Below are 24,496 nucleotides of genomic sequence, written 5' to 3'. Positions count from 1 at the left end.
CGGGGCGCCGTGTGGCGCCGGCGACGGATGGGCCTACACAGGAGCGGGAATGGAAGCAGCAGGGCGGCGGGAACAAGCCAGGGATGAGGCGCGAGGGGAGCTTGCGCACGCGCAGGCCGGCCGGGTGCCGGAGCACGCCCAGGCGGAACAGGTGCGCGGCGACATCCTGGTGGTGGAAGACACGCCGGCCTCGCTGCAACTGCTGTCCAAGCTGCTCACCGACGCCGGCTACCGCGTGCGCGAGGCGCCCAACGGCGAACTGGCGCTGTGGAGCGCGCAGGCCCAGGCGCCCGAGCTGGTGCTGCTCGATATCCGCATGCCCGGCATCGACGGTTACGAAGTGTGCAGCCGCCTGAAGACCATGCCGGGCCTGGACGACGTGCCGGTGATCTTCCTGTCCGCCCACAGCGACACCGACGACAAGCTGCGCGGCTTCCAGGTGGGCGGCGTGGACTTCATCTCCAAGCCCTTCCAGTTCGAGGAAGTGAACGCGCGCGTGATGGCGCACCTGAAAATCCGCCGCCTGCAGCGGCAATTGGCCGCGCAGAACGAGCAGCTGCAGCGCGAATCGCGCCAGCGCCTGGCCGAGATCGCGCACATGAACCGCAACGCCAGCGCCTCGGTGTACTGCGCCGCGCTGGTGCACGAGCTGAACCAGCCGCTGGCGGCCATCATGAGCAATGCCGAGGCGGCCGAGCTGTTCATGCAGATGACCCCGCCCGCGCTGGCCGACGTGGAGGAAATCCTGGGCGACATCAAGCGCGACGACCGCCGCGCCAGCGAGCTGATCCAGCGGATGCGCGAACTGCTGAGGAAGTCCGACCCGGTGGCACAGCGCCTGGACCTGAACGAAGCCATGGACCAGGTGGCGGCGCTGCTCGGCAGCGAAGCGCGCACGCGGCGCGTGCAGCTGCGCACCGAGCCGGCGCCGGCGCCGCTGATGGTGGCGGCCGACCCGGTGCAGCTGCAGCAAATCCTGATCAACCTGGTGCTCAACGGCATGGACGCCATGGGCGCCGCGCCGCAGGCCATCGGCAGCGATGGCGCCGCCGCCAGGCCGCGCCAGATCACGCTGTGCACGCGCCGGCGCGACGACGCCATGGCCGAGCTGCGGGTGAGCGACCGCGGCTGCGGCTTAGGCGCCAACCAGGAGCGCCTGTTCGAGTCCTTCTTCACCACCAAGCCGCACGGCATGGGCCTGGGCCTGTCGATCGCGGCGGCCATCGTGCAGGCGCACGGCGGCCGCATCTGGGCCGAGAACAATCCTGGCGGCGGGGCCACGGTGGCCTTTGCCTTGCCCCTGCACCGTTCGGCGGGGGAGGCGGCATGAAGATCCACATCATCGACGACGACGAACCGCTGCGCACCGCGCTCTCGCGCCTGCTGGGCGCGTGCGGCTACCGGGTCAATGTATATGAATCGGGCGACGCCTTCGTGCGCGCCGAAACCGGCGACGAGGCCGGCTGCATCCTGCTGGACGTGGACATGCCCGGCCTGACCGGCCTGCAGCTGCAGGACCATTTGCGCGCGCGCAACAGCATCCTGCCGATAGTGTTTTTGACCGGCAGCGGCGACATTGCCATGAGTGTGCGCGCCATCAAGGCCGGCGCCGAAGACTTCCTGCCCAAGCCGATCGGCAAGGAGCAGCTGCTGGACGCCATCGGCCGCGCCATGGAGCGCTACGCGGCGGCTGCGGCGCACCAGAACCAGCTCAGCGAGCTGCGCAAGCGCGCCGCCACGCTCACGGCGCGCGAGCGCGAAGTGTTCGTGCTGGTGGTGCAGGGCATGCTGAACAAGCAGATCGCCTTCGAGCTGGGCAACACCGAGCGCACCGTCAAGGCGCACCGCCACAGCCTGATGGAAAAGCTGGGCGCCGGCTCGCTGGCCGAACTGGTGCAGATGGCGAACCGCCTGGGACTGGCCGACGGTTGAGCGCCGGCGTGCCGGCTTGCCGGCCGCGTACTTGTACCAAAGGACACGTTACAGCCGTGCGAAATCTCCCTACAGTCATGACTATCGGTGCTTGCACCCTTGGGATTGGCGTCATGGAAACAGCAAAACTCGTTGTGGCTGTCGTGGAAAACGACCCGGGCATGCTCAAGGCCCTGGGCCGCTTGCTGCGTGCGGCAGGCTATATGGCCCAGCTGTACGCCTCGGCCGAGCTGTATCTGCAGCGCGACGACCGCAGCGATATCAGCTGCCTGATCCTCGACATCGACCTGGGCGGGCTGTCCGGCATCGAATTGCAGCAAATGCTGGTCGGCGCCGGCAGCGCGCCGCCCATCGTGTTCGTCACCAGCCAGATGGACGGCGGCATGGAGGCGGCGGCCCAGCGGCTGGGCTGCCTGGCCTACCTGCGCAAGCCCTTCGCTTCGCAGGACCTGCTGGCGGCCTTGCAGCAGGCGGCCAGCCACCATTAAGAAAACCACCAGGGGCACCCATGAAGCAGCTCACGATCACCACCCGCCTCAGCGCCGACGGCGACTGGGAAGAACGCTGATGCACGCGCCGGCGCCCCGCGCGGCCGGGCTGCACGCCAGGGGCGAAATCTCGATCGCGCTGCTGGTCAGCGTGGCAGTGACGGCGGTGGTGACGCTGGTGCTGGCCGCCTTCGCCGCCTATTTCTACCAGAGCGAGAAAGCGCAGCGCTGGGCGCAGCTGCGCAGCGACCTGGCCGCCAGCGCCGACGAACTGGCCGCGGCGGCGGCGCTGCCGGTGTGGAACTACGATGAAGCGCAAATCATCACCATCATGAAAAGCGGCTTGAGCAACCGGGGCCTGCACGCCAGCACGGTCGCGCCGGTCGGCGTGCGTCCCTACATCCTGGTGCGCGGCGAGGACGGCCGCCTGCACCGCGCCGGCGCCGCGCCGCAGGACGCGCAGCTGCTGCAGGAACGGCGCGCCATGCGGGCCGCCGGGCAGGAGATCGGTGCCATCACGCTGTACGCCTCGCCGGCCGCGCTGCTGGACGAACTGCGCAGGCGCAGCTATGCCATCGCCGGCATGATACTGGTGCTGGACCTGGCGCTGGTGGCCGGACTGTACTTCGTGCTGTGGCACATGATGCTCAAGCCGGTGCAGGCCATCGGGCGCTTTGCGGCCGACGTGCAGGCCGGCCTGAACCCGGCCGCGCCGGCGCCGCGCGCCTGGCTGTTCGGCGAACTGAAAACCCTGCAGGCCTCGCTGCGCGAAATGATCGCGCTGCTCGAGAGCCGCTACCAGGCCATGCACGCCAGCGAGCAGCGCCTGCAGATCGCCACCCGCGCGGCCGGCATCGGCATCTGGGACTGGGACATCGCCAGCGGCACGGTACGCTGGGACGAGCAGATGTACCGCCTGTTCGGCGTGCCGCGCGCCGCCGTGGCGGACCGCCTGCAGCTGTGGCGCGACGCGCTGCACCCGGAAGACAAGGCGCGCACCGAGGCGGCGCTGCAGCGCACGCTGGACGGCAACGGCCAGTTCGACCGTGCCTTCCGCATTGTCTGGGCCGACGGTTCGGTGCGCCACCTCCAGGCCGACTCGATGCTGTTCCGCGACGGGGCCGGGCGCCCGGTGCGCATGGTGGGCGTGAACTACGACATCAGCGCGCACAAGGCGGCGCAGCAGGAGCTGCGCCAGCACCGCCACCACCTGGAGGAGCTGGTGGCCGAGCGCACCTGCGCGCTGCAGGTGGCGGTGGCGCAGGCGCAGGCGGCCAGCCAGGCCAAGAGCGTGTTCCTGGCCAATATGAGCCACGAGTTGCGCACGCCGCTCAACGCGGTGATCGGCTTTTCGCGCCTGATGGCCGACTCGCCCGGCATGCAGGCGGAGGACAAGCGCAACCTGGGCATCATCCACCGCTCCGGCCAGCACCTGCTCACGCTGATCAACGACATCCTCGAACTGTCCAAGATCGAGGCCGGGCGCGTCGCGCTGCAAAGCGAGCCGGTGCTGCTGGCCGAGATGCTGCAGGAAGTGATGGACATGGTCAGCATGCGCGCCGTGCCGGGCGTGTCGCTGCGGCTGGACACGCGGCAGCTGCCGCTGCGCGCGCAGCTGGACGGCACCAAGCTGCGCCAGGTGCTGCTGAACCTGATGTCGAACGCGGTGAAGTTCACGCGCGCCGGGCGTGTCACGCTGCAGGCGCAGGCTGGCTGGGAGGAGGGCGCGGCCGGCGGCGCGGGCCGCTGGCAGCTGGCGTTTGCCGTCTGCGATACCGGGCCGGGCATCGCGGCGGCCGACCAGGAGCGCATTTTCGAACCCTTCGTGCAGGCCGGGCAGGACGGCGTGGCCGAGGGCACCGGCCTGGGGCTGGCGATCTCGCGCGAATTCGTGCAGATGATGGGCGGCGCGCTGACGGTGCAGTCGGCGCCGGGCGCCGGGGCCGAGTTCCGCTTTGCCGTGCCGGCCGGCGTGGCGGCCGGTATCAACCCCGGCGCCGGGCCGGCTGGCGAGGCCGCGCCGGCGCCGGGCGGGGAACTGCCCTGCGCGGCCGGCGGCACGCCGCCGCCATTGACGGCCGAGGCGCTGGCCGCGTTGCCGCCGGGCAGTGCGGCCGGCTTGCGCGCGGCCGTGCAGGAGCTGAACCTGGCGCGCGCGGCGCGGCTGCTGGCGGCGCTGCCGCCGGCCTGCGCCGGCACGGCGGCGGCCATCGAACGCATGCTGTCGCTGTATCAATATCCTCAGCTGTGCGCCATGCTGGCGCCGGCGCAGGAGCACCAGCACCAGGGTGGCTAGGCCATGGGCGGCGGCCCCGGCGCGGGGCCTTGGGCGCGCGCCCATTCTATGGTAGGGTGGCGAGGGAATTAGAACCAGGAGAGGACGCCAGGCGATGCATCGGGATTTGTCGGAACAAGGCAGTAAGGGCGAAGTGCTGATCGTGGAGGACACGCCGGCGTCGCTCAAGCTGCTCAGCGACCTGTTGACGGAGGCTGGCTACTACGTGCGCCAGGCGCCCAACGGCGAGCTGGCGCTGTGGACGGTGCAATCGCGCCCGCCCGAGCTGATCCTGCTCGACGTGCGCATGCCCGGCATCGACGGTTTCGAGGTGTGCCGCCGCCTGAAGGCCGCGCCGGCCACGGCCCACGTGCCGGTGATCTTCCTGTCGGCCCAGCACGACACCGACGACAAGGTGCGCGGCTTCGCGCTGGGCGGGGCGGACTTCATCGCCAAGCCTTTCCAGGCCGAGGAAATCCTGGCGCGCACCGACGCCCAGGTGCGCCTGGGCCGCGCCCAGCTGGCGCTGGCCACCGAACGCGCCCACCTGGAGCAGCGCGTGCGCGAGCGCACCGCCGAACTGGCCGAACTGGCCGCCTCGCTGGAACGCGAAGTGGAGCGCCGCCGCGCCAACGAGGAAACCCTGCGCCTGGCCGCGCGCGTGTTTGCCGCCACCCAGGACGCCATCGTCATTGCCGACGCCAGTGGCGTCATCGTCGCCACCAATCCGGCGTTCACCGCCATTTCCGGCTACGACAGCGGCGAGATGACGGGGCGCCACGTCAGCACGCTGCAGACCGTGCAGCACAACACCAGCGCCTACCAGGACATGATGGCGGCGCTGGCCGGCCACGGCCACTGGTCCGGCGAGATGCTGGCGCGGCGCAAGAACGGCGCCACTTTCCCCGGCCTGCTCAGCGTGTCCACCGTCACCGGCGCCGACGGCGCGGTGGAGAACTACATCGTGGTGTTCATGGACATCACCGAGCGCAAGGCCGAGCAGCACATGATCGATTTCCTGTCCTACCACGACGCGCTGACCGGGCTGCCCAACCGCCTGCTGGCGCGCCAGTGCTTCGACGAGGCGCAGGCCGCGGCGCAGCGCAACGGCCAGTTCGTGGCGGTGATGTGCCTGGACCTGGACCGCTTCAAGAGCGTCAACGATTCCTACGGCGCGCCGGTGGGCGACCAGGCCTTGCAGGCGGTGGCGCGCTTCCTGCGCGGCTGCGTGCCGGAAGGCGCCACCGTGTCGCGCCAGGGCGGCGACGAATTCCAGATCATCCTGCCGGACGACAGCCATCTCAGCGCCACCATGGCGACCGCGCAAGCCATCCTGGCCGGGCTGCGCGACGGCCTGACCATGGGCGGCGAGGCCGGCGCCAGCCAGCACGTGGCGCTGACCACCAGCATCGGCATCGCGGTGTGCCCGGCCGACGGCAGCACGCTGGACGAACTGCTGCGCAACGCCGACACCGCGCTGTACCGCGCCAAGGAGGTCGGGCGCGACAACTACGCCTTCTTCACCGAGCGCATGGACGCCGACATCCGCGCCAAGCTGGCCATCCAGGCGCAGCTGCGCGGCGCCATCGCGCGCGGCGAATTCGAGGTGCACTACCAGCCGCAGATGTGCTTGCGCACCGGTTCCATGCTGGGCGCCGAGGCGCTGCTGCGCTGGCACAATCCGGTGCTCGGCCATGTGCCGCCCAACCGCTTCATCCCGCTGGCCGAGGAATACGGCCTGATCGCCGCCATCGGCGTGTGGGTGGTGGACACGGTGTGCGCGCAGATCGCCGCCTGGCAGGCGGCCGGCCTGGGCACGGTGAAGGTGGCGGTCAACCTGGCCGGCAGCCAGTTCGCGCATGACAGCACGGTGGCCAGCGTGGAGCAGGCACTGCGCCGCCACGGCGTGCCGCCCGCGTCGCTGGGCCTGGAGATCACCGAGGGCACCGTGATGGGCGACCCGGACAAGGCAGTGGCCGCGCTGGGGCGCCTGAAGGATATCGGCGTGGCCATTTCGCTGGACGATTTCGGCACCGGCTACTCCTCGCTGGCCTACCTGAAGCGCTTCCCGATCGACGTGCTGAAGATCGACAAGTCCTTCGTCGACGACGTGACCACCAAGGCCAGCGACGCCGCCATCGCCTTGTCGGTGATCTCGCTGGCGCACAACCTGAACATGCGCGTCATCGCCGAGGGCGTGGAAACGCGCGAGCAGGTCGAATTCCTGGCGGCCCACGGCTGCGATGAAATGCAGGGCTATTATTTCAGCCGGCCGCTGGCGGCCGGCGCCTACACCACGCTGTTGCGCGAGAAGCGCCTGCTGGATTTGTTACCCGATTGAGGAGCTTCATGAAGAAATCCGCCGCCGCGCTGGCCGCCGGCCTGCTGTTCTCGCTGGGCAGCGCGTTGCCCGCGCTGTCCGCCGCCGCCGACGAGGGCGCCGCCTTCAAGGCGCTGTACACCGAGGAATGGCAGTGGCGCATGGCGCAGCGCCTGGAAGACGAAGAGGACGACGTCAACGGCATCCGGCCCGACCTGCCGCGCATCGACGCCGCCACCCAGCAGGCGCGCCTGGCCTACTGGCAGCGCGTGCTGGCGAAGCTGGACGCGATACCCGTGGCGGCGCTGGCCCCGGCCCAGCGCATCGACTACGCGGTGTACCGCGCGCAGATCGCCGCGCTGATCGAGAACCAGCGCTTCCGCGAATACGAAAAGCCGCTCAATTCCGATTCGGCCTTCTGGTCCAACATCGCCGGCGAGGCCGACAAGAGCTTCCGCACCGACGCCGAATACGCGGCCTACGTGCGGCAGCTGAACGACATGCCGCGCTACTTCGCCGAAGCCACCGCGAACATGCGCGCCGGCCTGCGGCGCGGCTTCACGCCGCCGCGCGTGACGCTGCAGGGCCGCGACAAGTCGGTGGCCGCCGTGGCCGAGGCCACCCGGCTGGAAGAGCTGGCCTTCTACCGTCCATTCAAGGAAATGCCGGCGGCGATCCCCGCCGCGCGCCAGGCCGAACTGCGCGCAGCCGCGCTGAAGGCCTTGCGCGAGTCCGTGGTGCCGGCGCACCAGCGCCTGCTGGCCTTCCTGCGCACCGAGTACCTGCCGGGCGCCGCCGAAGCGCTGGCCGCCGAGCGCCTGCCGGACGGCAAAGCCTATTACCAGTCCAAGATCACCGAGTACACCACGACGTCGCTGAGCGCCGAGCAGATCCACCAGACCGGCCTGGCCGAAATGGCCAAGATCCGCGCCGAGATGCTGGACGTGATCAAGCAGGTGGGTTTCCAGGGCGGCCTGCCGGCGTTCCTGCAGTTCCTGCGCACCGATCCGCGCTTTTACGCGCGCACGCCGGAAGAGCTGCTGATGCGCGCGGCCTGGGTGGCCAAGCGCTTCGACGGCAAGGTGGCCAACTACTTCGGCTACCTGCCGCGCAGCCGCTTCGCCATCACGCCGGTGGCGCCGGACATTGCGCCGTATTACACGTCCGGACGCGGCGGCCCCGGCGTCTACATGGTCAACACCTACAACCTGCCGGCCCGTCCGCTCTACAGCCTGCCCGCGCTGACGCTGCACGAGTCGGCGCCCGGCCATGCCTTCCAGATGCCCATCGCGCTGGAGCAGAAGGGCCGTCCGGCCTTCCGCAACGCCTACATTTCCGCCTACGGCGAGGGCTGGGCGCTGTACACCGAGCGGCTGGGCGTGGAGATGGGCATCTACGAAACGCCGTACGAGATGTTCGGCATGCTGAGCTACCAGGCCTGGCGCGCGTCGCGCCTGGTGGTGGACACCGGCGTGCACGCCAAGGGCTGGACGCGCGAGCAGGCGCAAGCCTATCTGCGCGAGAACACGGCGTTGTCCGAGCATGAAATCGCCACCGAGGTGGACCGCTATATCTCGTGGCCGGGCCAGGCGCTGTCCTACTACCTGGGACAGATGGCCATCCTGGAAGCGCGCAGGAAGGCCGAGGCGGCGCTGGGGCCGAAGTTCGACATCCGCGCCTTCCACGACACGGTGCTCAACCTGGGCTCGGTGCCGCTGCCGGTGCTGCAGGCGCGCATCGACGCCTTCATTGCGGACGGCGGCAAGAGCCCTTACCCCAAGGACGAGTAAGCCGTGGCCAGCCGGATCGTGCATCGCGGCGTTGCCATCGTCACCCTGGGCGAGGGCGAGGCCGTGGCGCAGCTGGCGCCGAACTGCATCGCCATCCGGCGCGATGCGGCCGGCTGGTGGACCTGTTTTATCGGCGCCGACGGCACGGTGGAGGAGTACGACCAGCCCTACGCAAGCCGCGACGAGGCGTTGTGGGCGGCCAAGGCCGCCGCCGAATACGGCATCTAATCCCGCGCCGGCGCGGCCTCGGCTTCCAGCGCCTTGCCGATCAAGATCGCGAAGCCGACAAACATCAGGCTCAGGTTGCGCAGCTCGCCCGCGCCGGCGAAGGCTGCGAACAGCGGCAGATTGATGGCCGCCGCCAGCAGGATATGCTGGCGCACTGCTTTCGGACTGCCGCGCCAGCCGCGCACAAATACCGTGGCGATCAGGATCAGCGTGAGCACGAACACCTGGCGCGGCCCCATGATGCCGTAAGTCAGCTCCATCTGGCCGTAGGTGTGCGGCGACAGGTAAGCCGCCAGGTTGTCGGCCAGGTGGATCTCGACCGGGCTGCCGCCGGCGTGGGCAAACTGCATCTTGACGGCCACGTTCACCAGTCCGGACACCAGCACCGCCGCCGCCAGGATGGCGAGTGCTTTCCGGCGCGGGTAGTTGGCCAGCAGCAGCGGCAGCAGCGTGACGATGAAGAGGAAGAACGTTTCCTTGTTCAGCGTGGCCGGTATCAGGATGGCGAAGAACCAGGCTATGCGGTCGCGCGACACCAGCCAATACGCCAGGCAGAAGAACAGCAGCTCGGCCGTGTCATAGAAATAGCCGCCTATGGTTTGTATGTAGGGGAAGGCCAGCGACAGCACAGTGGGCGCGAACAGCGCGGCCATGCGGCCCAGGCCGGCGTCCAGCGCAATCCGGTGCAGCAGCAGCAGGCTGCCCAGCAGCGACAGGAAGGACAGGTAGTACACCACCACGTAGCGGAAGCTGAGCGCCGGCCGGGCCGCGCCGTAAGTCTTGACGTAGACCTTGCTGGGATTGAGCTTCTCGGCCACTTGCGCCTTGATGCGCTCCGGCACCAGCCGGTCGGCGCCGTTGGCCATCAGGGGCAGTAGTTGCCGATAGACAAAAGGCCGGTCGGCGGTGGCATCGAGCATGGCTTCGAGCGAGAAGCGCGCGGTATTGTCGCGCAAGCCCCATTTGCCGACGTAGCCGGAGAAGCTGGCCGCCGCCACCATCCAGAAGAAGGTGCAGTGCAGCAGCAGCGACAGCCAGCCGGACCAGGCGAGTTTTTGCCAAGTTTGATTCGTGGTGGAAATCATAGTGGGGACTCCCGGACGGTAGGAGAGCGTTCAATATTCTACGCTTGCTGCAAGCACGACCACGAATGGCTCAACTGTTTTCCAGATTGGCCGGATTGCTGTGGCAAATTGATCACTCGCTCCGCAGCGCAGCCAGTAGCTTGCCGATGTCGGCGTGCGGGAAATGCGGCCGCAGGCGATAGGGCTCGGGGCACGGCGCGGCCAGCGTGCCGCCGCCCTTCAGGCCCAGCACGACCTGGCCGCGCGCGGTGCAGGCGGCGGCCATCGCCGCGCCGGTGCCGGCATGGCCGAATACCGGCAGGCCTTCTATCGTGGCCACGTAAGCGTCCCGCACGAAGGTCTTGCAGGCTTTCATGCCGTCCAGCAGGATGCCGTCCGGCATTTCGGTGCTGCCGCTACGGCCGCCACAGTCATCGCGCATCAGTTTGACGACGGCGCGCAGCACCATGGCGTTGCGCATGGATTGCGTGGGCGGCTGCGGCGCGGCCAGGCCGCTGCCTTCCAGCAACCGGGTCCACTGGTTTTCCATCGGACCGTCCGCGCCCAGCAATTGCGGCAGCCAGCGCGGCTGGCATGCAGGCGCGTCGCCGCACTCCAGGGCGCGGGCGAAGTCCGGCTGCCCGCCGTGCTGGAAAGCGCGGTAGAAGCCGTTGATGCGGGACATGGCGCTGCCCTTGCCCTGGCGCGCCGCCAGCGCGTAGACGTAGGCGGGCAGGCCGCACCTGTATTCCAGGCGGTTGCCGCCGATCTGGCGCGGTGTCAGCGCGCGCCAGCTGTTCGGTTCGCTGTACAGGATGCAGTTGGCCAGCGCGTCGTCCAGTTCCTCGGCGGCTTGCGCGGGCGTGAGCCAGCCGTAGTGGATAGACGTCATCCAGCGCAGGAATTCGCCGCCGCCTTCGTGGATCAGGCGCCCGTCGGGATAATTGTCGACCGCGTCGCGCAACTGGAAGCGGTGGCTGAATTCGTGGGCCACCAGCAGCGTGGCCTTGGCCTGATCGGCAGCGGACGGCTGGCGTGGCCAGTTGTACAGCGCCAGGCGCAGCACGTCGCTGGCGTCGCCGCCGACGTTGGTGCCGCCAGGCGCCGAGGCCGCCACCGCGGCCACCAGCGGGCGCCTGAAGCTGGCGTCCGGCAGCTCGCTGCGCAGGTAGCGCACGGTGCCGTCGGCTACCGCCTGGATGGTGGCGACCGTGACGGCAGGCAAGCGCGGGTCGAAGAAATTGGGCGGTTCGGTGCTGGGCGGCAGCGAGGCGGTGAACAGCAGGGCGGCGCTGTCGCCGTCCAGCCGGGTGTCCACCTTGTCCGCGTAGGCCTGGCCATTGACGGCGATGCCGGGCGCGGCCAGGCTGTACCGGACCGTGCCGCAGGTCTCTGCGACGGCATAGTTCGACATGTGCGCGTACATGCCCTGGCCCAGCGGGAAGGCGGCCGGGTAGCCCATCTGGCGCGAGGCGGCGGGGACGCGGAAGCGCAGCGTCGAGCAGGCGCCATTGCTGCGGGTGAGCTGGTCGGCGCCGGCTGCGCCGCAGTCGTCCTGCGCTTGCCAGCTGGCGCGCGTGTTGAGTCCGGCCTCGCCGTTTTTCAGGAATGCCACGCTGTTGCATGCCGCAGGCAAGGCGTAGCTCACTTCCAGCGTATCGGCGGACAGCAGCTTTAGTTGGACATCAACCTCGGCCGCGTGCGCGGCCGGGGCCAGCAAAAGGAGCAGAAAATGTAGTCGCCGCATGGGATTTCGCCGAAAAAAGTTAACCAGCAGATAATATCATGTTGGCAACGACGTCAACGACGTCAACGATGGAAACATGGCAACGCTGCTGCTAGTCGCGCCAGAAGCGGTCGAACAGCGGCTTGACGCTGATGCCGTGCACGGCGATGGACAGCATGATGACCACCAGCGTGATGTCGATCAGGTCACGCGCCAGGGGCTGGGGCAGGCCGTGGTTGATGGCGTACATCAGGTAATACACGGAGCCGATGCCGCGCACGCCGAACCACGCGCTGATGCCGCGCACCCGCCCGCGCACCGTGGAGCGCGCCAGCCCCAGGTAGACGCTCAGCGGGCGCGCCAGCGCGAACAGGAACAGCGCCGTGCTCCAGGCGCGCCAGTCCCAGGCTTGCGCCGTCACCGCGCCGCCCAGCAGCAGCACCAGCGTCAGTTCGGACAGGCGCTCCAGGTGCTCCTTGAAGATCAGCGATTCGCCGCTGACGGTCAGCGGCGCCTCCGCTGGCTGCGGCGCACCGGCTTCCGGCTGCGGGGACGGCGCGGGCGCGGGCGCCGCCGACCCTGTCCCGGCTGGCGCGCCGTGGCCTGCCGCGCTGTGGCTTGCCGCGTGCGCGGTGACGGGGGCCTTCAGCAGGCCGTGCCTGTCCTTGGGCACGCCCGCCAGCACCAGTTCGGTCTGGCGCAGCGCCACGCCGGCGAAGAACACGGCCAGGAATCCCCAGGCGTGCAGCCACACGCTGACGCCGTAGACCACCGCGATCAGGCCCAGCCCCACCAGGTCGTCCAGCACTTCGTGCTTCGGGTCCTGGCCGCGCAGCGCCCAGCCCAGCCGGGCCAGCGCCGCGCCGCCCGCGATGCCGATGGCCACCGCGCCAGCCGTGCCCCACGCCACGTCAAGCAAGGCCCAGCGCCAGCCGAACTCGCCCAGCTCGTGCAGGCCGAGCAGGCCCAGTCCCAGCATCACGAAAGGGAAGGCGCTGCCGTCGTTCATGCCCGCTTCGCAGGTGAGGGCGAAGCGCAGCTGGTCGCGGTCGCCCGCGTGACGCACCTGCACGTCGGTGGCCAGCACCGGGTCGGTGGGCGCGAGGATGGCGCCCAGCAGCACCGCCGCGCCGAGCGGCAGGCCCAGCACCAGCGTGCCGAAGGCCGTCATCAGGCCGACCGAAATGCTCATCGACAGCCACGCCAGCCGCAGCGACGGCGCCCAGCGCGCCAGAGAAAACGGCACCGGCATTTTCACGCCGGCGGAAAACAGCGAGATCAGCACCGCCAGTTCCGTCAGCACTTCCAGGATGCCTGCCTCGGCATAAGGATCGACGGCGAACACGCCGATGAAGGCCGGCCCCAGCGCCAGCCCCACGCCCAGATAGACGATGGCCGACGTTACCGGCAGCTTGGCCAGCGTGGTGGCGGCCAGCCCGCGCGCAAGCATCAGGCAGCCGATGAGGATGAACCAGAGAGTGGTACTCATGCTTATGCAATATACGCTGTGCCTTGCTGCAACGGCGCGGCGTTGCCGGGGAGGCGCGCGCCAGCCCCGGCTGCTAACGCTACCGCCGCAGAAGCCGCGTGACGCAATGCGCCAACTTGGTGCATTTGAGCCGACTTGGTGCGGCTCGCGCGAGATCGTTTGGCCAAATCTCACACCTGTGCTGGCACGCTACTTGCTCAATGCATGTTCAGCACATGACGAGACGAAGCCACTGCATGCCCGATACCGCCGCCAGCGCACGCCCAATATATAGCGCTACCAGCCCGTTCCCCGCCGCCATGCCGGCCGGGGAGGGCGCCGTGCGCGCGCATCCGGCCTGGCATGCCAGCCTGGCGCTCGGTTTTGTGGACGACGGCGGCACCACGCGCCTGGTCGAGCGCCGCCACAGCGGCCCGCTGCGCGTGCAAAAGCCGCTCTATCCGGAAGGCGGCGCGGTGTGCCACGCCATTATCGTCCACCCGCCCGGCGGCGTGGTGGGCGGCGACCAGCTGGCGCTGAGCGCCACGGTGGGCGAGGGCGCGCGCGCCTTCCTCACCACGCCCGGCGCGGCCAAGTGGTACAAGGCCAACGGCAAGGTGTCGCGCCAGACCGTGCGCCTGCACGCCGGCGCCGGCGCCGCCATCGAATGGCTGCCGCAGGAAACCATCTTCTTCGACGACGCCCACGTGGAGCTGGAGCAGGACATCACGCTGGAGGCGGGCGCCAGCTACATCGGCTGCGAAATCCTGTGCATGGGCCGGCGCGCGTCCGGCGAGAGCTTCCGCAGCGGCCGCGTGGTGCAGCGTACCCGCATTCGCCATGGCGGCCGCCTGCTGTGGTGGGACCAGGGCGCCCTGACGCCGCACGGCATCGCCAGCCCGCTCGGCATGGATGGCCGCAGCGTGTGCGCCACCCTGCTCGCGGTGGGCGCCGCGCTGCCGGCCGCCGTGCTGGCGCAGATCCGCAGCGACGGCGCTGCCGCCGCAGCCGCCGATGCCTCAGGCATGTTCGGCGCCACCCAACTGAAAGGCCTGCTGGTCGTGCGCCATCTCGGCGACGACAGCGAGGCTGCCCGAGAAATCATGCTGGCCGCCTGGCGCACCTTGCGGCCGCACCTGCTGGGCCGCGCACCGTTCGATCCGCGCAGCTGGCGCACCTAGGACTGACCATGGACCTGACCCCACGCGAAAAAGACAAGCTGCTGATCTTCACCGCCGCCCTGCTGGCCGAGCGCCGCCGCGCGCGCGGCCTGAAACTGAATTATCCGGAAGCGGTGGCGCTGATCAGCGCCGCCATCATGGAAGGCGCGCGCGACGGCCGCAGCGTGGCCGAACTCATGTCGGACGGCGCGCACATCCTCACGCGCGCCGACGTGATGGAGGGCGTGCCCGAGATGATCCCGGACATCCAGGTCGAAGCCACATTCCCCGACGGCTCCAAGCTCGTCACCGTACACCACCCCATACCCTGATCCCCGAAGGAGCACATCATGATCCCTGGTGAATTCATGCTCGAAGAAGGCGAGATCGGCCTTAACCAAGGCCGCGAAACCGTCACCGTCGTCGTCGCCAACCGCGGCGACCGTCCCATCCAGGTCGGTTCGCATTTCCACTTTTTCGAAGTCAACCCGGCGCTGTCGTTCGAGCGCTGGAAAGCCTACGGCATGCGCCTGAACATCGCCGCCGGCACCGCCGTGCGCTTCGAGCCTGGCCAGGCCCGCACCGTCGAACTGGTGAAGCTGGGCGGCGACCGCGTGGTGCATGGCTTTAACGGCGCCGTCAACGGCAAGCTGTCCGACACGCTGCCGAAAGACTGAGCCATGGCCACCATCCCGCGCGCCGCCTATGCCGAGATGTACGGCCCCACCACCGGGGACCGCATCCGCCTGGCCGACACCGAACTGTTTATCGAGATCGAACACGATTACGCCATCCATGGCGAGGAAGTGAAATTCGGCGGCGGCAAAGTGATCCGCGACGGCATGGGCCAGTCGCAGCGCGCCCACGCCGACGTGATGGACACCGTCATCACCAATGCCGTCATCCTCGACCATTGGGGCATCGTGAAGGCCGACATCGGCCTGAAGAACGGCCTGATCGCCGCCATCGGCAAGGCTGGCAATCCCGACATCCAGCCCGGCGTCACCATGGCCATCGGCGCGGCCACCGAGATCATTGCCGGCGAAGGGCTGATCGTCACCGCCGGCGGCATCGATTCGCACATCCACTTCATCTGCCCGCAGCAGATCGAGGAAGCGCTGATGAGCGGCGTGACCACCATGCTGGGCGGCGGCACCGGCCCGGCGGTCGGCACCGCAGCCACCACCTGCACGCCCGGCCCGTGGCACTTGCACGCCATGCTGAGCGCGGCCGACGCCTTCCCCATGAACCTGGGTTTCCTCGGCAAGGGCAACGTCAGCCAGCCGTTGCCGCTGGAAGAGCAGATCCGCGCCGGCGCCATCGGGCTCAAGCTGCACGAAGACTGGGGCAGCACCCCGGCCGCCATCGACAACTGCCTGACCGTGGCCGACCGTTTCGACGTGCAGGTGGCCATCCACAGCGACACGCTGAACGAGGGCGGCTTCCTGGAGCACACGCTGGCCGCGTTCAAGGACCGCACCATCCACACCTTCCACACCGAGGGCGCGGGCGGCGGGCATGCGCCCGACATCATCGCGGCGGTGGGGCAGGGCAATGTGCTGCCGTCCTCCACCAACCCGACGCGGCCCTACACCGTCAACACGCTGGACGAGCACCTGGACATGCTGATGGTGTGCCACCACCTCGACCCCGCCATCGCCGAGGACGTGGCCTTCGCCGAATCGCGCATCCGGCGCGAGACCATCGCCGCCGAGGACATCCTGCACGACATCGGCGCCATCTCCATGATGTCGTCCGACTCGCAGGCCATGGGCCGCGTGGGCGAGGTCATCATGCGCACCTGGCAGACCGCGCACAAGATGAAGGTACAGCGCGGCGCGCTGGCCGAGGACAGCGCGCGGCACGACAACTTCCGCGCCAGGCGCTACATCGCCAAGTACACCATCAATCCCGCCATCACGCACGGCATCTCGCACGTGGTCGGCTCGCTGGAAGTGGGCAAGATCGCCGACATCGTGCTGTGGAAGCCGGCCTTCTTCGGCGTCAAGCCGTCGATGATCCTGAAGGGAGGCATGATCGCCGCCGCGCAGATGGGCGACCCCAATGCCTCCATCCCCACGCCGCAGCCGGTGCACTACCGCATGATGTTCGGCGCCTACGGCGGAGGGCTGCGCAAGTCCTTCACTTTTGTGTCGCAGGCCGCGTTCGACGCCGGCATCGGCGGCCAGCTGCGGCTGCAGAAGCAGACCATCGCGGTGAAAGACATGCGCGCGCTGCGCAAGAGCGACATGGTCCACAACGGCGCCACGCCGCACATGGAAGTCGATCCCGAAACCTATGAAGTGCGCGCCGACGGCCAGTTGCTGGTCTGCGAAGCGGCCGCCGTGCTGCCGATGGCGCAGCGCTATTTCCTGTTCTGACGAGGTCCGCATGCTTACCCTCCATACCAAACTGTCCGCCAGCGCAGGCCCCGGCGCGGCCCAACCGTTCGCGCGCCTGGTGCTGCCGTACGAGCTGCGCGAGAAGTGCCGCTTGCGAGCGGTGCTCAGCAATGGCGAAGAAGTGGCCGTCTTCACCGTGCGCGGCACGGTGCTGCGCGACGGCGACCTGCTGGCCGGCGAAGACCGCGGCAAGGTGGTGCAGGTGGTAGCGGCGCGCGAGCCCACCTACAAGGTCACCTGCGCCGACGCCCGCAGCTTGTTGCGCTGCGCCTTCCACCTCGGCAACCGCCACACGCAGGCGCAGGTCGGCGACGGCTTCCTGCGCATCCGCGCCGACGTCGTGCTGAAGGACATGCTGGCGGGCCTGGGCGCCAGCGTGGTGGCGGAAGACGCGCCGTTCGAACCCGAGTCGGGCGCCTACGGCGGCGGCCATGGCCACAGCCACGATGGCCACGGCGGCCACCCGCTCGCGCCCATCCCGCTGCGCCAGAAAATCCACCGCCCCGGAGACAGCGCGCCATGATGCACGCCTCGGCCCTGCTGCACCTGCTGCAGTTCGCCAGTCCGGCCTTGCCGATCGGCGCCTACAGCTATTCGCAGGGCCTGGAAGCCGCGCTGGAATCGGGCGCCGTGCACAACGCCGACACCGCCCGCACCTGGATCGCGCGCCAGCTGCGCGACGTGATGGCGCAATGGGAGGCGCCGGTGTGCTGGCGCCTGATGCGTGCCTTCTCGCAGCGCGACGCGCACGCCGTGGCGCAATGGAGCGAGCGTTTCCTGGCCTCGCGCGACACGGCCGAATTCCGCGCCGAGACGCTGCAGATGGGCTATTCGCTGGCGCGCCTGACGGCCGAACTGGGCATCGCCGACGCAGGCATCGCCGCCATGCTGCCGCCGGAAACCGAACTGGCGCTGCCGGTAGCCTACGCCTGCGGGGTGGCCGCGCTCGATATCCCGCACGAGGAAGCCTTGCTGGCCATGCTGTTCGCCTGGGCCGAGAACCAGGTGCTGGTGTGCGTCAAGTCCGTGCCGCTGGGCCAGGTGGCGGGGCAGCGCATGCTGCTGTCGCTGCGCCCCGAGCTGGAAGCGGCCGCACTGCAGGCGCAGCAGCTGGCCGACGAGGACCTCAGCAACTGGGCGCCCGGCCTGTCGCTGCTGTCGATGCGGCACGAAGTCCAGTACAGCCGTTTATACCGATCTTAAAAGAGGGAAGCTATGACATTATCCAACCCGCTGCGCGTCGGCATCGGCGGCCCGGTCGGCTCCGGCAAGACCGCGCTGTGCGAAATGCTGTGCAAAGGCATGCGCGAACGCTACGACATGGCCGTCATCACCAACGACATCTACACCAAGGAGGACATGGAGATCCTGCTGCGCGCGGACGCGCTGCCGGCCGAGCGCCTGATGGGCGTGGAGACTGGCGGCTGCCCGCACACGGCCATCCGCGAGGATGCCTCCATCAACCTGGAAGCCATTGCCCGCATGCAGGCCGACTTCCCGGACCTGGACCTGATCCTGGTGGAGTCCGGCGGCGACAACCTGGCGGCCACCTTCAGCCCGGAACTGTCCGACCTCACCATCTACGTGATCGACGTGGCCGGCGGCGAGAAAATTCCGCGCAAGGGCGGCCCCGGCATCACGCGCTCGGATCTGCTGATCATCAACAAGACCGACCTCGCGCCCCACGTCGGGGCCGACCTGGCCGTGATGGCGCGCGACGCCAAACAGCAGCGCGGCACGCGCCCCTTCCTGTTTACCAATCTGCGCAGCGGCGAAGGCGTGGCCGCCGTGATCGACTTTATCCGCGAACAAGGCCTGCTGGAACAGGCATACAAGGAGCAAGCATGAAATCCCCAACCCGCAAGCTGGTCTTCACCCTGGTCGCCGCCGGCCTGTGCCTGCCGGCACTGGCGCATCCGGACGCGGCCCATGCCGCCGGCGCCGGCGCCGCCCACGCGGCGGCCGTCGCCGCCACCGGCGCGGCAATGCCGCTGGCAGCCGGCACGGAGGCGGGCGGCTGGCTGGACGCATTCCAGACCGGCTTCGTGCATCCCTTCACCGGCTTCGACCATTTGCTGGCCATGCTGTCGGTCGGCATCTGGAGCGCGCGCCAGCAGCAGGGCGCTGCGCTGCCGCTGGTCTTCCTCGGCGCCATGCTGCTGGGCGCGCTGAGCGGCGTGGCGGGCGCCACCATCCCGGGGCTGGAAGCGGGCATCGCCGCCACCGTGGTGTTGGCCGGTGTGCTGATCGCCATGGCCGCGCGCCTGCCGCTGGCGGCCGGCGCGGCGCTGATCGCCGCCTTTGCCGTGCTGCACGGCAACGCGCACGGCCACGAGCTGCCGCTGGCCGGCAGCGCGTTCGGCTTCCTGGCCGCAAGCGGCGTGCTGATGCTGGCGGGGCGCTGGTTCGGCCGGGCGGCCGGGTTGGACATGGTGCGCATCACCGGCGCGGGCATTGCCGCCACCGGCGTGCTGATGATGGCCGCCTAGCGGTCGACGTCAAGGGAAGGCTTAGTGCGGCTTGCGCTCGGACAGCACGATGGGCGCTGCGTTTTCCGGATGCAAGCCCTGGTGGCCGGCGTAGGCCGCGCGGATGGCGGCCATGTCGGTGTCCGGGTCGCCGGTCAGGAACAGGTGGTCCTTCACGCCCAGCGTCTTGTTCGGGTAATCGATGTAGACCAGGCACAGCGGCACCCGGGCCGCCAGCGCCAGGTGGTAGAAGCCGCTTTTCCAGCTGTCGCGGTAGCCGCGCGTGGCTTCCGGCGTGATGCCCAGCCAGTACCAGTCGGCCGCGTTCATGCGCTCGGCCTGGCGCTGTATCATGCCGGTCTTGGTGCTCCGGTCCACCGGCTCGCCGCCCATGGCGTGGAACCATTTGCCCAGCAGCGGGATCTTGAACAGCGTATCCTTGGCCAGCCAGCGGAACGGCAGGTCCAGCGCCCACTTGCCGAAGATGCCGACCATGAAATCCCAGTTCGAGGTGTGCGGATACACCACGGCAATGCCGCGCGGCCCGGGCAAGGGCCGGAACAGCACGCGCCAGCCGAACAGCGTCAACACCCGCAGCGCGACGCGCTGCCCCAGCTTGGGCAGGTCTGCCGGTTTTAGTTGATCATTGTTCATGGTTATTGGTCTGTGCCTGTCGGAAAAAGTGCGCCGACATTCTAGCCGGGCGGGCTGGCCGCCGCAAGCAGGTCCGGGGCTGTTGCGCAGCGCACTCGGCGCACTTGCAACTTGAATGAAACGTTGAAATCGGTCCGGAATACGTTATATTGATGACAATCGGATCAAAAGCTGCAACCTGAAGGATACATGCTGCGCCGCCTGGTTGATGTACAGGCGCGGCCCTCAACGAGCGGGTCTCTGCCCCCGCGCGCCTTTGCGCGCCCTGGCAGTGGCATCGGTGTCCGTCTGCGGCGACACTGAAGTGCAGGGTGGCGAAAAATGACAACGAAAACGTTGCTATGCGTAGCGATGGGGGATTTGTCGTCCCTCGATACGCTCGAAGGTGTTATTCAGGGCTGGGATATCTGCAAGACCGGCAGTCTGACCGGCGCGGCCAAGCTGTTGCGCGCGCGCCACGTCAGTGTGGCCTTGCTGATATTGAACTCGGAGGACAGGGCGGTGCCGGAAATCGACGCCTTCCTGCGCGAGCACGGCCATGTCCAATGGGTGGCCGTGTGCCAGCCGCTGGTGCTGCAGCACGAGCGCTACCGCCAGCTGGTGGCCGAACACTGTTGCGATTTCCACACCTGGCCGGTCGACGGGCAGCGGCTGCGGCATACGCTGGGCCATGCCCACGGCCTGGCCACCTTGCACCGGGCGCCGCGCCCCGTGCCGGCCGTGTCGGCGCGGCTGGTGGGCCGCGCCCCGGCCACCCGGCGCCTGCTGGACCAGACCGCCCGCGTGGCGCCGGTGCGCGCGCCGGTGCTGATCTGGGGCGAAAGCGGCACCGGCAAGGAACTGGTGGCGCAGGCCGTGCACGAGCAGTCGCCGTATGCGGACGGCCCCTTTGTTCCCATCAATTGCGGCGCCATCGCGCCCGGCCTGGTGCAGTCAGAGTTGTTCGGCTACGAGAAGGGCGCTTTCACCGGCGCCAACCAGAGCCATCCGGGACTGCTCGAATCGGCCAACGGCGGCACCATCTTCCTCGACGAGATCGGCGACCTGCCGCTCAGCATGCAGGCCAACCTGCTACGCTTCCTGCAGGAGAAATCGCTGATGCGGGTGGGCGGCACGCGCGCCGTGCCGGTCGATGCGCGTGTGATCGCCGCGTCCCATGTCGACCTGGAGAAGGCCGTCGCCAACGGCAGCTTCCGCCAGGACTTGTATTACCGCTTGAACGTGCTGACCATTTCCGTGCCGCCGCTGCGCGAGCGCAAGGAAGACCTGGAAATGCTGGCCGCCCATTTCTTCGAGCGTTACGCCGCCGAGCGTTCGCCGCGCTTGCAGGGCTATTCCAGCGCCGCCCATGGCGCCATGCGCCAGCATGACTGGCCGGGCAATGTGCGCGAACTGATCAACCGGATACGGCGCGCGCTGGTAATGGCCGAGGGGCGCCTGGTGCAGCCGTCCGACCTGGGCCTGGCCGAGGCCAGCAATGGCAGCGCCGGCTGCGTGCCGCTGGACGGGGTGCGCGTGCGCGCCGAGCGCCAGGCCATCGAAGTGGGCCTGCGCAATGGCAAGAGCGTGACACGCGTGGCCGAGGAGCTGGGCATATCGCGCATGACCTTGTACCGCCTGATGGCCAAGCACGGCATCGACGTTCCCTCCCGCAGCCGCGCCAAATAGGCTGCCCGGCGCGGCTTGCGGCCGCGCCGGCCTGATACAGCGCTGTGACAATTCCCTTCCGCAATTCCGCGCGCCGTCCCCCAATCGAATCAAGCACTTGAGCTAACTCGGCTGTGCCAGCGCACGCCGGATTGTCACACGGTTGCGACACCGCGCGCCATACTTTTTTCCCGCAGGTAGCGACAAGCAGGCCGGAGCGCAGTTTGTATCAAAGTTCCTCCTTTGTTTTCAACAGCTTGCAAAACGGGAGGTAGTTGGCATCCCTTATGCATACGTAGCCCTGCCGGAATGCCAAAGTTTCGGCAAACCATCTTTCTAACCCAACCTGGTGAGGCAAGGAAAATGAAAAGAACGATACTGGCGAGTGCTATCGCAATGCTGTTCAGCGTGCAGGCCTACGCCCAAACCACAGACCCCCGGAACAATCTGGACCAAAGCGGCGCCGGCGCCTTCGCGACCGACCAAGCCAAGGCAATACAGGACAGCAGCAGTAACCGCAACAACGACTCTAGCTCCAACCGCAACAACAACAACAATACGGACGGCACGGCGCGCGCGCTGGGCGAAGGCTCGGCGGCGGCCAACAATGGCGCCACGGCCACCTCCAGCATGACCAATGCGTTCAACACATCGTCGGCCACCGCGATCAGCCGCCTGAATGGCGAAGTGAGCGGCAACCGCATTTCGAACATCGGTAACCAGGCCAGCAATGGCGGCAGCAGCACCGGCGGCGCCGGCTATGGCGGCGTGGGCGGCAATGCCACCGGCGGCAGCAACCGCGGCGCCAATGGCGGCGACGGCGCCAGCGCCACCGGCGGCGCCGGCGGCGCCGGGGCCAGCGCGCGCGGCGGCGCGGGCGGTGACGGCGCCTGGGCACGCACCGGCAGCGGCGGCGACGGCGCCGGCGCCACGGGCGGCGCCGGCGGCAACGGCGCCAGCGCAAACGGCGGCGCCGGCGGCGCAGGCGCTGCCGGGGGGCTGGCCAGGAACGGCAGCGCGACCTCGGGTAGCGCCGACGGCGGCGCGGCCCGCGGCGCGGACGGCGGCAGCGGCGGTGCGGCCTCGGGTGCCACTAGCGGCGCGGGCGGCGCAGGCGGCAGCGGCGGCGACGGCGCCCGTGGCGGCCTGGCCGGCGGCAACACCGGCGGCGCCGGCGGTGGCGGCGGCTCGGGCGGCAGCGCCAGCGGCGGCGCGGGCGGCAACACCGGCAATGCGATCGGCGGCGACGGCGGCCGCAGCGGCATGGCCTCGGGCGCCAGCGGCGGCGACGGCGGCCGCAACGGCAGCGCCAACGGCGGCGACGGCGGCCGCACCGGCAGCGCCAGCGGCGGCGCCGGCGGTTATGCCGATGGCACCGGCGGCGCAGGCGGCCGTACCGGGGCGGCCTCGGGCGCCGACGGCGGCGGCGGCGGCACCACCGGCAGCGCCACCGGCGGCGCCGGGGCGCGTAGCGGCTCGGGCGCAGCGGGCGGCAGCGGCGCCGCAGGCGGCAGCGCTTACAGCGGTTCGGCCAGCACCAGCCAGAGCGCAGACGGCGGCAACGGCCGTGCCGGCGGCGCCACCAGCGTGAACCGGGCTGCCGGCGGCGGCGAAAGCGGCACGCCGGCCATTGCAGGCAACCAAAGCGCCACTTCGACGGCCGGCACCGCAACGGGCGGGGCGGGCGGTGGCGGCACCAATACGGCCACCTCCGGCACCGGCACCGGCGGCGCAGGCGGCGCAGGCGCAGCCGGCGGCAGCACCGGCGCGGGCGGTGCCGGCGCGATGGCCAGCAACACCGCCGGCGGCGGCGCCGCAGGCGGCAGCAACACCAGCGGCGCGGGCGGCAGCGGCGGGGCCGGAACCGGCACCGGCGGGGCCGGCGCGGCAGCGTCCAACACCAGCGGTAGCGGCGCGGCAGCGTCCAACACCAGCGGCGCGGGCGCGGCGGGCGGCAGCAACACCTCGGGTGCGGGCGGTGCCGGCGCCATGGCGTCGAACACCGGCGGCGCGGGCGCGGCGGCAACCGGCGGCGCGGGCGGCGCGGGGGCCGGCGGCGGCAACGGCAGCAGCACGGGCGGCGCCGGCGGCAACGGTGCCGGCGGCGCAGCGGGCGGCAACAGCGGCATGGCCCAGAACAATGCGGGCGCGGGGGCCGCTGGCGGCAGCGCCACCGGCGGCAGCGCAGTCAGCGGTTCGGCCAGCAATGGCGCGGCCACGGCCGGTAACGGCGGTGCGGGCGGCGCAGGCGGCGGCGGCAACACCGGCGGCGCCGGCGCGGCGGGCGGCGCTGCCACCGGCGGCAACGGCGCGGCCAGCGGCAACGCCACGGCCGGCAACGGCGCAGCCGGCGGCGGCGCCACCGGCGGCGGCGGCGCGGCGGGCGGCAATGCCAACGGCGGCAACGGCGGCAGCGGCGGCACGCAGACGGCCGGCACGGCCACCGGCGGTGCGGCAGCAGGCGGCACGGGCGGTGCGGGCGGGGCTATCTCCGTCAGCGCCGGCGAGTTCAACATGTCCAACACCATGTCCAGTGTCGGCCAGTCGGCGGCCGGTATCATGACGGTGAGCCAGAACAACGGCTTCTCCTCGCTGATACAGCAAAGCGTCAACGTACAGGCCAACCTGTCGGTGGGCCGGTAAGCAGGGCTGGCGGCCGCCCGCACGGGGCCGCCAGCTTGGTGGAACGGGAGGTTAACATGTCATATGTATCCAGACCGGGATGGACGGCGTCGCTCCTGACCCTGTGCCTGCACGCAGCGGCGCAGCAGGCGCCGTCGCCGGAATCCGTACCTGCGCCGTCAACGCCGGCGGCAGTTGTGGCGGTTGACCAGGCGGCCGCACCTGCGCGCAGCGCTGGCGGAGCTACGCAGC

21 protein-coding genes are annotated in these 24,496 nt (G+C 69.7%); 17 read left to right on the top strand and 4 right to left on the bottom strand.

Annotated elements, in window-relative coordinates; genetic code table 11:
* Positions 1–49: 49 nt before the first annotated feature.
* From ACFJI2_RS14795 to ACFJI2_RS14765, 7 genes are all read left to right on the top strand, one after another.
* Positions 50–1,330, top strand: coding sequence for a sensor histidine kinase (locus tag ACFJI2_RS14795; protein WP_377705706.1), 1,281 nt, complete (start codon positions 50–52; stop codon positions 1,328–1,330).
* Positions 1,327–1,932, top strand: a complete 606-nt coding sequence (locus tag ACFJI2_RS14790) for a response regulator transcription factor (protein ID WP_377705705.1) — start codon at positions 1,327–1,329, stop codon at positions 1,930–1,932. Before ACFJI2_RS14795 ends, ACFJI2_RS14790 begins: the two co-directional genes overlap by 4 nt.
* Before the next feature lie 113 nt (positions 1,933–2,045).
* A complete protein-coding gene (locus ACFJI2_RS14785; RefSeq protein ID WP_377705704.1) occupies positions 2,046–2,420 on the top strand; it encodes a response regulator transcription factor in 375 nt (124 codons plus the stop codon).
* 79 nt (positions 2,421–2,499) lie between these two features.
* Positions 2,500–4,716 carry a PAS domain-containing sensor histidine kinase gene (locus ACFJI2_RS14780; protein WP_377705703.1) on the top strand — a complete coding sequence of 739 codons (2,217 nt, stop codon included), beginning with the start codon at positions 2,500–2,502 and terminating at the stop codon, positions 4,714–4,716.
* Between the two features lie 94 nt (positions 4,717–4,810).
* A complete protein-coding gene (locus ACFJI2_RS14775; protein ID WP_377705702.1) occupies positions 4,811–7,036 on the top strand; it encodes an EAL domain-containing protein in 2,226 nt (741 codons plus the stop codon).
* Between the two features lie 8 nt (positions 7,037–7,044).
* Complete coding sequence (locus tag ACFJI2_RS14770; protein ID WP_377705701.1) at positions 7,045–8,805, top strand: DUF885 domain-containing protein; 1,761 nt, start codon at positions 7,045–7,047, stop codon at positions 8,803–8,805.
* Between the two features lie 3 nt (positions 8,806–8,808).
* Entirely contained in the window at positions 8,809–9,033 is a 225-nt protein-coding gene (locus tag ACFJI2_RS14765) for a hypothetical protein (RefSeq protein WP_377705699.1), read from the top strand.
* Here the strand turns inward: ACFJI2_RS14765 and ACFJI2_RS14760 are convergent.
* The 3 genes from ACFJI2_RS14760 to ACFJI2_RS14750 form a co-directional block, all read right to left on the bottom strand.
* Positions 9,030–10,118, bottom strand: coding sequence for a hypothetical protein (locus ACFJI2_RS14760; protein WP_377705697.1), 1,089 nt, complete (start codon positions 10,116–10,118; stop codon positions 9,030–9,032). The genes ACFJI2_RS14765 and ACFJI2_RS14760 overlap by 4 nt on opposite strands.
* Positions 10,119–10,230: 112 nt before the next feature.
* Positions 10,231–11,844, bottom strand: a complete 1,614-nt coding sequence (locus ACFJI2_RS14755; RefSeq protein ID WP_377705696.1) for a hypothetical protein — start codon at positions 11,842–11,844, stop codon at positions 10,231–10,233.
* 91 nt (positions 11,845–11,935) lie between these two features.
* Entirely contained in the window at positions 11,936–13,312 is a 1,377-nt protein-coding gene (locus tag ACFJI2_RS14750) for a cation:proton antiporter (protein WP_377705695.1), read from the bottom strand.
* Between the two features lie 236 nt (positions 13,313–13,548).
* Here ACFJI2_RS14750 and ACFJI2_RS14745 point away from each other — a divergent pair, with 236 nt between their 5' ends.
* From ACFJI2_RS14745 to ACFJI2_RS14710, 8 genes are read left to right on the top strand one after another with little or no spacing between them, the layout of a single operon-like run.
* Positions 13,549–14,472, top strand: a complete 924-nt coding sequence (locus ACFJI2_RS14745) for an urease accessory protein UreD (RefSeq protein ID WP_377705694.1) — start codon at positions 13,549–13,551, stop codon at positions 14,470–14,472.
* A gap of 8 nt (positions 14,473–14,480) precedes the next feature.
* Entirely contained in the window at positions 14,481–14,783 is a 303-nt protein-coding gene (locus tag ACFJI2_RS14740) for an urease subunit gamma (protein ID WP_377705693.1), read from the top strand.
* Between the two features lie 18 nt (positions 14,784–14,801).
* Entirely contained in the window at positions 14,802–15,128 is a 327-nt protein-coding gene (locus ACFJI2_RS14735; protein WP_377705692.1) for an urease subunit beta, read from the top strand.
* 3 nt (positions 15,129–15,131) lie between these two features.
* The gene (gene ureC / locus ACFJI2_RS14730) at positions 15,132–16,832 is read left to right on the top strand and encodes an urease subunit alpha (protein ID WP_377705691.1); all 1,701 of its coding nucleotides are present in this window, start codon (positions 15,132–15,134) and stop codon (positions 16,830–16,832) included.
* Positions 16,833–16,842: 10 nt separating this feature from the next.
* On the top strand, positions 16,843–17,376 hold the full coding sequence (gene ureE, locus ACFJI2_RS14725) for an urease accessory protein UreE (RefSeq protein WP_377705690.1): 534 nt from the start codon (positions 16,843–16,845) through the stop codon (positions 17,374–17,376).
* The gene (locus tag ACFJI2_RS14720) at positions 17,376–18,056 is read left to right on the top strand and encodes an urease accessory protein UreF (protein WP_377705844.1); all 681 of its coding nucleotides are present in this window, start codon (positions 17,376–17,378) and stop codon (positions 18,054–18,056) included. Before ureE ends, ACFJI2_RS14720 begins: the two co-directional genes overlap by 1 nt.
* A gap of 12 nt (positions 18,057–18,068) precedes the next feature.
* A complete protein-coding gene (gene ureG, locus ACFJI2_RS14715) occupies positions 18,069–18,701 on the top strand; it encodes an urease accessory protein UreG (RefSeq protein WP_377705689.1) in 633 nt (210 codons plus the stop codon).
* Positions 18,698–19,342, top strand: coding sequence for a HupE/UreJ family protein (locus ACFJI2_RS14710; RefSeq protein WP_377705688.1), 645 nt, complete (start codon positions 18,698–18,700; stop codon positions 19,340–19,342). Before ureG ends, ACFJI2_RS14710 begins: the two co-directional genes overlap by 4 nt.
* A gap of 21 nt (positions 19,343–19,363) precedes the next feature.
* Here the strand turns inward: ACFJI2_RS14710 and ACFJI2_RS14705 are convergent, their stop codons facing one another.
* The gene (locus tag ACFJI2_RS14705; RefSeq protein ID WP_377705687.1) at positions 19,364–19,975 is read right to left on the bottom strand and encodes a 1-acyl-sn-glycerol-3-phosphate acyltransferase; all 612 of its coding nucleotides are present in this window, start codon (positions 19,973–19,975) and stop codon (positions 19,364–19,366) included.
* Between the two features lie 321 nt (positions 19,976–20,296).
* Here ACFJI2_RS14705 and ACFJI2_RS14700 point away from each other — a divergent pair, with 321 nt between their 5' ends.
* Positions 20,297–21,643: a sigma 54-interacting transcriptional regulator gene (locus ACFJI2_RS14700; RefSeq protein WP_377705686.1), complete on the top strand. Its 1,347-nt coding sequence runs from the start codon at positions 20,297–20,299 to the stop codon at positions 21,641–21,643.
* A 342-nt stretch (positions 21,644–21,985) separates the two neighbouring features.
* Entirely contained in the window at positions 21,986–24,265 is a 2,280-nt protein-coding gene (locus tag ACFJI2_RS14695; protein ID WP_377705685.1) for a hypothetical protein, read from the top strand.
* Positions 24,266–24,496 lie beyond the last annotated feature (231 nt).

Origin of the sequence: Pseudoduganella sp. UC29_71 (assembly GCF_042693265.1) — a bacterium.
Lineage (GTDB): Bacteria > Pseudomonadota > Gammaproteobacteria > Burkholderiales > Burkholderiaceae_D > Rugamonas.
This window is presented reverse-complemented; position numbering and strand designations above follow the sequence as displayed.

What these genes read in the sequence shown, in the direction of transcription:
- ACFJI2_RS14795 (WP_377705706.1), top strand. Translation starts at nt 50, where the DNA reads ATGGAAGCAGCAGGGCGGCGGGAACAAGCCAGGGATGAGGCGCGAGGG.
- ACFJI2_RS14790 (WP_377705705.1), top strand. Translation starts at nt 1,327, where the DNA reads ATGAAGATCCACATCATCGACGACGACGAACCGCTGCGCACCGCGCTC.
- ACFJI2_RS14785 (WP_377705704.1), top strand. Translation starts at nt 2,046, where the DNA reads ATGGAAACAGCAAAACTCGTTGTGGCTGTCGTGGAAAACGACCCGGGC.
- ACFJI2_RS14780 (WP_377705703.1), top strand. Translation starts at nt 2,500, where the DNA reads ATGCACGCGCCGGCGCCCCGCGCGGCCGGGCTGCACGCCAGGGGCGAA.
- ACFJI2_RS14775 (WP_377705702.1), top strand. Translation starts at nt 4,811, where the DNA reads ATGCATCGGGATTTGTCGGAACAAGGCAGTAAGGGCGAAGTGCTGATC.
- ACFJI2_RS14770 (WP_377705701.1), top strand. Translation starts at nt 7,045, where the DNA reads ATGAAGAAATCCGCCGCCGCGCTGGCCGCCGGCCTGCTGTTCTCGCTG.
- ACFJI2_RS14760 (WP_377705697.1), bottom strand. Translation starts at nt 10,118, where the DNA reads ATGATTTCCACCACGAATCAAACTTGGCAAAAACTCGCCTGGTCCGGC.
- ACFJI2_RS14755 (WP_377705696.1), bottom strand. Translation starts at nt 11,844, where the DNA reads ATGCGGCGACTACATTTTCTGCTCCTTTTGCTGGCCCCGGCCGCGCAC.
- ACFJI2_RS14750 (WP_377705695.1), bottom strand. Translation starts at nt 13,312, where the DNA reads ATGAGTACCACTCTCTGGTTCATCCTCATCGGCTGCCTGATGCTTGCG.
- ACFJI2_RS14745 (WP_377705694.1), top strand. Translation starts at nt 13,549, where the DNA reads ATGCCCGATACCGCCGCCAGCGCACGCCCAATATATAGCGCTACCAGC.
- ACFJI2_RS14740 (WP_377705693.1), top strand. Translation starts at nt 14,481, where the DNA reads ATGGACCTGACCCCACGCGAAAAAGACAAGCTGCTGATCTTCACCGCC.
- ACFJI2_RS14735 (WP_377705692.1), top strand. Translation starts at nt 14,802, where the DNA reads ATGATCCCTGGTGAATTCATGCTCGAAGAAGGCGAGATCGGCCTTAAC.
- ureC (WP_377705691.1), top strand. Translation starts at nt 15,132, where the DNA reads ATGGCCACCATCCCGCGCGCCGCCTATGCCGAGATGTACGGCCCCACC.
- ureE (WP_377705690.1), top strand. Translation starts at nt 16,843, where the DNA reads ATGCTTACCCTCCATACCAAACTGTCCGCCAGCGCAGGCCCCGGCGCG.
- ACFJI2_RS14720 (WP_377705844.1), top strand. Translation starts at nt 17,376, where the DNA reads ATGCACGCCTCGGCCCTGCTGCACCTGCTGCAGTTCGCCAGTCCGGCC.
- ureG (WP_377705689.1), top strand. Translation starts at nt 18,069, where the DNA reads ATGACATTATCCAACCCGCTGCGCGTCGGCATCGGCGGCCCGGTCGGC.
- ACFJI2_RS14710 (WP_377705688.1), top strand. Translation starts at nt 18,698, where the DNA reads ATGAAATCCCCAACCCGCAAGCTGGTCTTCACCCTGGTCGCCGCCGGC.
- ACFJI2_RS14705 (WP_377705687.1), bottom strand. Translation starts at nt 19,975, where the DNA reads ATGAACAATGATCAACTAAAACCGGCAGACCTGCCCAAGCTGGGGCAG.
- ACFJI2_RS14700 (WP_377705686.1), top strand. Translation starts at nt 20,297, where the DNA reads ATGACAACGAAAACGTTGCTATGCGTAGCGATGGGGGATTTGTCGTCC.
- ACFJI2_RS14695 (WP_377705685.1), top strand. Translation starts at nt 21,986, where the DNA reads ATGAAAAGAACGATACTGGCGAGTGCTATCGCAATGCTGTTCAGCGTG.